Source organism: Streptomyces sp. IBSBF 2435 (assembly GCF_036815005.1).
Lineage (GTDB): Bacteria > Actinomycetota > Actinomycetes > Streptomycetales > Streptomycetaceae > Actinacidiphila.
In genome coordinates this window covers 1-5943 of sequence record NZ_JAJSYW010000282.1, presented here as the reverse complement: position 1 = coordinate 5943, position 5943 = coordinate 1, and the positions used below count along the sequence as shown (strand labels likewise).

3 protein-coding genes and 1 pseudogene are annotated in these 5943 nt (G+C 75.1%); 3 read left to right on the top strand and 1 reads right to left on the bottom strand.

Features of this window, described 5'->3' with window-relative positions; translation table 11 throughout:
• The first annotated feature begins 111 nt into the window (after positions 1-111).
• Positions 112-813, top strand: a complete 702-nt coding sequence (locus tag V7E46_RS31940; RefSeq protein ID WP_333771674.1) for a hypothetical protein — start codon at positions 112-114, stop codon at positions 811-813.
• Positions 814-1000: 187 nt separating this feature from the next.
• Here the strand turns inward: V7E46_RS31940 and V7E46_RS31935 are convergent, their stop codons facing one another.
• On the bottom strand, positions 1001-1924 hold the full coding sequence (locus V7E46_RS31935; protein ID WP_333771673.1) for a L,D-transpeptidase family protein: 924 nt from the start codon (positions 1922-1924) through the stop codon (positions 1001-1003).
• Positions 1925-2124: 200 nt separating this feature from the next.
• Between V7E46_RS31935 and V7E46_RS31930 the strand changes: the two are divergent.
• Both V7E46_RS31930 and V7E46_RS31925 read left to right on the top strand, forming a co-directional pair.
• Positions 2125-3093 (top strand): annotated as a pseudogene (locus V7E46_RS31930) (methylmalonyl-CoA mutase family protein).
• 173 nt (positions 3094-3266) lie between these two features.
• Positions 3267-5840 carry a YfhO family protein gene (locus V7E46_RS31925; protein ID WP_333771672.1) on the top strand — a complete coding sequence of 858 codons (2574 nt, stop codon included), beginning with the start codon at positions 3267-3269 and terminating at the stop codon, positions 5838-5840.
• Positions 5841-5943 lie beyond the last annotated feature (103 nt).

The window sequence follows — 5943 nt, the reverse complement described above, 5'->3', positions numbered from 1 at the left end:
CCGATATCTACACGAACAAGTATTCGTCGGCAGCGTCAGATTTTTATAAGAGACAGCGCCCGTACGGCGGAGGTCCTGCTCGCCGGCGACGGGCGCTGTACGCCGCCCGGGGTGCCGGCCGACCGGCTGGTGCGGCTGCTGGCCGCCGCGCGCGACGGGCACGCGCCGCTCGACCCGGCCCGGGAGGCCGCCGCCCTGGCCGCCTTCCGTACGGCCGCCGCCGGGCGGGCGGGCAAGGCCCGCGGCAGGGGTCGGCTGGCCGCGCTGCGGGCCGCCTTCGCGGTGCGGCGCCCGCGGGTGATGGCCGCGGCAGTGGTGTCTGCGCTGGCGCTCGGCGGGATGGCGGTCGGGATGGCCGCGGCGGCGAGGTCGTTCACGTCGGGGGAGGGCTCGGGGAGCACGCCGATGGGCACCAGGCCGCCCGCCGCGGTGTCGCCCGACGGCAGCACGTCGGGGCCTTGGACCGCGGGTCCCGGCGCCCGCGGCGGCGGCCCGGCGGCGGCGCCGCCGCACAGCGGCGCCGGCGAGGACCGGCAGGGCGCGGGCGGGCGCGGGTACGGCCACGCCTGCCACCGGGCCCCGGTCCCGCGCTGCCCGCACGGTCCTGCGACGGGGAAGGGCGGCAAGCCGGCCAAGGACACCAAGGCCGGGCAGCTCGCGCTGAAGAGCGGGGGGAGCGCGGGGCGCGGCGGAAACGGCGGCAGCGCCGGGAGGACCGGCAGACCGGAGAAGACGGTCAAGGGGCGCGGCGGCGGTGGTCCGCGCCACACGCGCCCCGGGCAGCGCTTACCGTCACGGCCTCCTGGAAGGTGACACTTCTGACGGTCCGTGCGCTGTAGGGAGTAAGGCCGACTGGTCATCGGCCCTCCTGATCCCGGTCCACCCCGTATCGGGTTCGGGTGCTACGGAGCGCGGCCGGGCGCATTTCCCCCTGCCCGACCGCGCTCCTCCCCGTCAGACCCGGTGGCCCTCGGGCCCGCGGTCCTGACAGCCGGTCACGTCACCAGTAGACGACGACCTTGTCGCCGACCCGCACCTGGTCGAAGAGCTTCGTGATCGCGGCCTTGTCGCGTACGTTGACGCAGCCGTGCGAGGCCCCGGCGTAACCGCGGGCGGCGAAGTCGGACGAGTAGTGCACCGCCTGGCCGCCGCTGAAGAACATCGCGAACGGCATCGACGTGTGGTAGATCGTCGAGACATGGTCGCGGCTCTTGGAGTTCACATGGAAGAGGCCCTCGCGGGTCGGGGTGTACTGCGACCCGAAGCGGACGTCCATGGTGGCCTGCACCTTGCCGTCGATGACCCACGACAGGGTGCGGCTGGTCTTGCTGACGCACAGCGCGCGGCCGGTCATGCAGCGCGGGTCGAGCTTGCCGGCCGGCTTGGCCGGGACCGGCGGGTAGAGCTCCTTGTGGGTGGGCTGGTGGGTCAGTGACCGCAGCCTGGACCAGGTGTTCTGGCTGACGCTGCCGGTCGAGGTCAGGCCGTGCCGCTCCTGGAAGTCGCTGACCGCGTGCTCGGTGACCGCGCCGTAGTAGCCGGTCGGATTCTGCGAGAACAGGTGCAGCTGGCCGAGCCTGGCCTGGAGCTCGCGCACCTGGGAGCTGGTCGCCCCCACCGTCATCACCGCGGGCGCGACCGGAGGCGTGGTCGGCGCCTTCGTGGTCGGCGCCGCGGTGGTCGGTGCGGCCGTACGGGTGGGCGCGGTGGTGGCCGGCGTGCTCGTCCCCGGGGCGGTGGTCGGGGCCGCGCCGGTGGTGGCCGGTGCGGTCGTGCCGGCCGCGGACGTGGTGGTCGACGGCATCTGGTCGGCCCCGGTGTCCTGCGGTCCGCACGCGGCGAGCACCGCCATGGCGAGCGCCGCTCCGGCAGCGGCCACCACCATCGGGACCCGCCGTCTGCTCCTGTTCCTGCCTGTGGACATCGCTCTCCATCCCCGTGCGTCAGCCGTTGTGCACCCCTAGACACGTTTCCGGCCCGGACGGTTGCGGCACCCTTGGTAGAGAGTCGGCGGCTGTGGGGAACGTCCCAGGCCGCGGCGGTGCGCCGCCCGCACGCCCGCCGCTACAGTCCGTCGCGAGTCCCCCCGGCCCCACCCCCGCCAGCGCTGCGGAGGCGTGACGCATGACGCGCGAGTCGGAAAGCGGCCTGCCGATCGAGCCGGTCCACGGTCCGGAGGCACTGGGGGACTGGGATCCGGCGCAGAAGCTGGGCGAGCCCGGCGGCACCCGTACACCCGCGGGGTCTACCCGTCGATGTACACCGGGCGGCCCTGGACGATGCGGCAGCACGATCCTGGAGGAGGTCGCGAAATTCCGCGCGGCCCGGCGGATCTGGGCCAGGGTGATGCGCGAGGAATTCGGCGCGCGGAATCCCAAGTCGCTGATGCTGCGCTTCCACACCCAGACCGCGGGCGTCCAGCTCACCGCGCAGCAGCCCGAGGCCAACCTGGTGCGGGTCGCCGTGCAGGGCCTGGCCGCGGTGCTGGGCGGCACCCAGTCGCTGCACACCAACTCCTTCGACGAGGCCATCGCGCTGCCCACCGACAAGTCGGCCGGGCTCGCGCTGCGCACCCAGCAGGTGCTGGCCTACGAGACCGATGTCACCGCCACCGTGGACCCGTTCGCGGGCAGCTATGCGGTGGAGAAGATGACCGACGACGTCGAAGCCGCCGCCCTCGCGCTGATGGCCGGGGTCGAGGATCTCGGCGGCGCGGTCGCGGCGATCGAACACGGCTTCCAGAAGGGCGAGATCGAGCGGAACGCGTACCGCATCGCGCTGGAGACCGACGCGGGCGAGCGGGTGGTGGTCGGCGTCAACCGCTTCGAGCCCGACGAGGAGGAGCCGTACGAGCCGCTGCGGGTGGACCCGGCGATCGAGGCGCAGCAGGCGGCCCGGCTGGGCAGGGTGCGGGCCGCGCGCGACCAGGCCGTGGTCGACGCGGCGCTCGGCGCGCTGCGGAAGGCCGCCGCGGGCACCGGCAACGTGCTCCACCCGATGAAGGACGCGCTCAGGGCGCGGGCCACAGTCGGCGAGGTCTGCGACGCGCTGCGCGAGGTGTGGGGCACCTACGTGCCGACCGACGCCTTCTGACGGCGCGGGGGCGCCGGACGACGTCCGGCGTTCACTCATCCGCTGGGCACGGTTCGTCCGGCGGTCGGAACGGCGTCGCCCGCCTCGGCTGGGATGGGCGGCCACCCGTGCGGTGACACACCCACCGGGTTGCGCGCTGTCAGGCGCGCTGCGCATCGCACCCCGGAGGACCCGTGCCCCCAGCAGCCGAGGCCGCACCCGCCCAGGGCAACCCCGCCAGGACGGCGGAGGAGCAACAGCCACCCGCCGGCCGGCGGCTGCCCGACCTGGCGCCGGCCGCCGCCCCGCTGCGCGCCGGGCTCGGCGCCGCCGCGCTGGCCTGCATCGTCTTCTGCCTGGGCGGGCTGCTGGCCGGCAGCTACCCGCTCGGCTCGCACACCCGCAACATCGTGGACCTCGGCAATCAGTACCTGCCCTACCACGCCTACTGGCGCACGATGCTGACCGGCGGCGCCGACGGCGACATGTTCGTGAACTGGAACTCCGGTTTCGGCACGAACTTCCTCGGCGACTTCGGCACGTATCTGAGCAGTCCCTTCGACCTGCTGGTGGTGCTCTTCCCCGCCGACAGGACCGAGCTGGCGCTCTACGTCATCACCACGGCGAAGATCACCGCCGCGGGCGCCGCGATGGCGGTGCTGCTGCTGCGGCTGCGCCGCGGGCCGTGGCAGGTCGCGGCGGTGCTGGGGGCGGCGTACGCGCTGTCGGGCTGGACGCTCGACAACGGCGCCTCGGTGCCGATGTGGCTGGACGGCCTGCTGGCCTTCCCGCTGCTGTGCCTGGTCGGCGAGTGGGCGCGGGCCGGACGGCGGCCGGTGCTGGGGCCGCTGGTCGTGGGCGTGGCGTGGCTGGCGAACTTCTACACCGCGTACATGGCCACGATCGGCGCCGCCATCGTGCTGGCGGTGCGGCTGTTCACCGCCGACGAGGCGGCCCGGCGGCGGCTGGCAGGCCTGCTGCACGCGGTCCGCGCGGTACTGATCGGCATCGGCCTCGCCGCCCCGCTCGTGCTGGTGATCTACAAGGCCACCAAGGTCGCCGACCCCACTCCCGAGGTGGTCTTCGCCCCGGCCGCGTGGGCGGACATCGCCGCCCGGCTGCTGCCCGCGACGACCAGTACGGCCACCCCCGCCCTCTTCATCGGCACCCCGGCGCTCGCCCTGGCACTGACGCTGCCCTTCAACCGGGCGGTGGCCACCCGGGTACGGGCCGGCTGGGCGGCGGCCGTCTGCCTGGTGGCGCTGTCGCTGAACTGGGAGCCGACCCACCTGCTCTGGCACGCGGGCGCCTCGCCCAACGGGGTGCCCTACCGGCAGACCTTCGTGCTGTGCGGCCTGCTGCTCATCGCCGCCTGGCTGTCCACCGCCGACGGGCTGCCCGAACTGCCCGCGCTGCTCGGCGGGGCAGCCGTGCTGGCCGTCGTCACCCTGGCGGCGCACGGGCGGCAGGCCATCGACCGCTGGACCTACCCCGCCTTCGCCGTCGCCCTGCTGCTCGGGGCGCTGGCCGCCGCCGCGGTGCTGGTCGCGCGGCGGTACGGGGTGGCCACCCGGGCGCTGCCGGTGGCGGCCGTCGCCCTACTGGTGCTCGCCCAGGGCGGCGAGACGGCGGTGACCGGGATGCGGGTCGCCGAGCTGCAGTTGCAGGAGGTGTCCTGGTCGCCGCGGGTCGGCCCGGCGCAGCAGGACATGGCCGCGGCGGTCGCCGCCAGGGACGACTGGCCGCGGTCGCGCACCGATCCGGGTGATGTGCCGGGCGGCAACGACGAGATGCTCGTCGGCGGGCAGGGCGCGGAGTATTACAGCAGCCTGACCGCTGACGACACCTCCTGGATGCTGTCCGAGCTGGGTTTCGGCTACTACGCCAAGGGGCGGCACACCGTCTCCCTCGACAACCCGGTCACCGACGCCATCTTCTCCATCGGCACCCGGATGCGCTCCGTCCCGGCCGCCCCGCCGCGCACCGACGAGCTGCCGCGGGCCACCACCACGGCCACCACCTCCGCCGTACCGCCGCTGGTGACCGTACGCGCCGGGCTCCGGCTGCCGGACGCGTCGCAGCGCTGGCAGGACTCGGCCTTCGCCAACCAGGAGATGCTGCTCGGCGCGAGCGTCTACGACCCCCCGGCGCCGATCGCGCGGGCCGACCCTGCCACGGGCTCGGCCACCTTGACCACGGCCTGCACCCCGGGCGCCCAGGTGTACTTCTGGGCGCCGCAGTACAAGGGGACGGCCGCGCTCGGCGGGGGAGCGCCGGTGGACTTCGACGGCCGGCTGCCCGCCGTCCGCGGTGCGATGAAGGCCGTCGGGACCGTGCCCGCGTCGGGCGAGGTGAAGGTCGCGCTGAGCTTCACGGGCCACCTCAGGCTGCCGCAGCAGTCGATCGGCTGCCTGGTCAGGAGCCGGCTGGATGCCGCCGTACGGCAGTTGACGGCGACCGGGGCGACCGCCGTGCACGTCGACGGCCACACACTCACCGCGCAGCTGCCGCCCGGCAGCACCGGGACGGCCGTGGTCGCGGTGCCGCGCATCAGCGGCTGGCGCTGCGCGGCGGGGGACGCGTCGGCGAAGTCCGCGCAGAAGTACCTGGGCCTGATCGCCGTGCCGCTGGACGGCCGGGCGACCTCGATCAGCTGCACCTTCGCCCCGCCGGGACTGCGGCTCGGCGGGGCGGTCGGGGTGGCCGCGCTGACCGGCCTGGCCGCCGCGGGTTGGTGGTACCGGCGCACCGGCCGGCGTACGGCGTGAGGAAGCGGGGGGGGGGGGGGGGGGGGGGGGGGGGGGGGGGGGGGGGGCGGGGCCCCCCCCCCCCCCCCCCCCCCCCCCCCCCCCCCCCCCCCCCCCCCCCCCC